The organism is Tsukamurella spumae, assembly GCF_012396015.1.
Taxonomy (GTDB): Bacteria; Actinomycetota; Actinomycetes; order Mycobacteriales; family Mycobacteriaceae; genus Tsukamurella; species Tsukamurella spumae.
Genome location: NZ_JAAXOQ010000072.1, coordinates 1 through 1468 on the forward strand (window position 1 = coordinate 1; position 1468 = coordinate 1468).

Genomic DNA, 1468 nt, shown 5'->3' on the forward strand with positions numbered 1-1468 from the left:
GGCTCTTCAAGCTTGAGCGGGCAGTGCCTGGTCAGAGGTTCAGCGTGTCGTTGACGTGAGGAGCCCCTGGTCTCCGGAAATCTGGATGTTGCGAAGCATTCCGATTTCGGTGAGGAGTACCAGGGGCATGAGCGAGCCTACGTCGTTGTTGTTGGGCCTGGAAGGGCTGCAGGTCACGAACGTTTCGGTGTCGTCTGATCGGACTCGGGTGGTGGAGTTGATCACCTGCGATCCCGACGCTGCGATGTGCCCGTCGTGTGGCGTCGCGTCGACGGCGGTGAAGGATCACGCGGTCACTCATCCTCGTGATCTGCGATACGGGGATGATGCAATCCGGTTGCGGTGGAGGAAGACTCGCTATCGATGCCGCAACGATGCCTGCGATCAGGTCACGTTCACCGAGCATGTCGGCCAGGTGCCTGCGCGGCGGCGGACGACCAGTCGGCTGCGCACGGCGATCGGGCGGGACATCGGGGAGAACGCCCGGTCCGTGGCCGAGGTCGCCGCTGCAGCGGGCGTGACGTGGCCGACCGCGCATGCCGCGTTCGTTGAGCACGCTGAGCAGGTGCTGGCCGCGCCGGCACCGGTGCGAGTGCTCGGCATCGATGAGACCCGCCGTGGCAAGCCCCGCTGGGTCCGTGACGCGACTGGCCGACGGTGGGTGCGGGTTGATCCGTGGGACACCGGATTCATTGACATCAGCGGCGACCAGGGCCTGTTGGGGCAGGTCGAGGGCCGCACCACCGTCGCGGTGACCGGCTGGCTGGCCGGGCAGAGCGCGGCGTTCCGGGAGTCGATCACCCACGTAGCGATCGACCCGGCTGCGGCCTACGCGGCAGCGGCCACTGCAGTGCTGCCGAACGCGCAGGTCGTGGTCGATCACTTCCACCTGGTCAAGCTCGCCAATGACGCGGTCACCGCGGTGCGGCGGCGGGTCACCTTCGACAGGCATGGCCGTCGGGGCCGCAAGAACGATCCAGAGTGGGCGAACCGACGCCGACTGCTCACCGGTCGGGAAAGGTTGTCGGAGAAGTCTTTCACTCGGATGTGGAATGCGCTGATCGACCACGACCGGACCGATCAGATCCTCACCGCCTACATCGCGAAGGAGCAACTGCGGCACCTGCTCGCCAGTGCACGCGACGGCGCCGACCATCACGAAATCCAGGCCCGGCTCTACCAGTTCTACACCTGGTGCGCCGACGCCGAGCTGCCCGAACTCACCCGCCTCGCAACGACGATCGAGGCGTGGTGGCCGGCCATCTTGGCGTTCATCGACACCGGCATCACCAACGCACGCACCGAAGGTATGAACCGCCTGGTCAAGCAGGTCAAACGCGTCGCCTGCGGCTTCCGCAACACCGAAAACTCACGCCGCAGGATACGATTCCACTGCACCCGCGCCCAGCGGGCCAGCATCCAGCAATTCCACTGCTAAGCAAGTTTGCCCGCTCAACTTCGAAGAGCC

1 protein-coding gene is annotated in these 1468 nt (G+C 65.7%); it reads left to right on the forward strand.

Annotation, left to right across the window (positions count from 1 at the left end; translation table 11 throughout):
* Positions 1–127: 127 nt before the first annotated feature.
* Positions 128–1438: an ISL3 family transposase gene (locus HF999_RS22090; RefSeq protein ID WP_168547901.1), complete on the forward strand. Its 1311-nt coding sequence runs from the start codon at positions 128–130 to the stop codon at positions 1436–1438.
* Positions 1439–1468: the final 30 nt, after the last annotated feature.

Excerpts from the sequence above, each read along its gene's own strand:
- HF999_RS22090 (WP_168547901.1), top strand. The coding sequence starts at position 128 with ATGAGCGAGCCTACGTCGTTGTTGTTGGGCCTGGAAGGGCTGCAGGTC.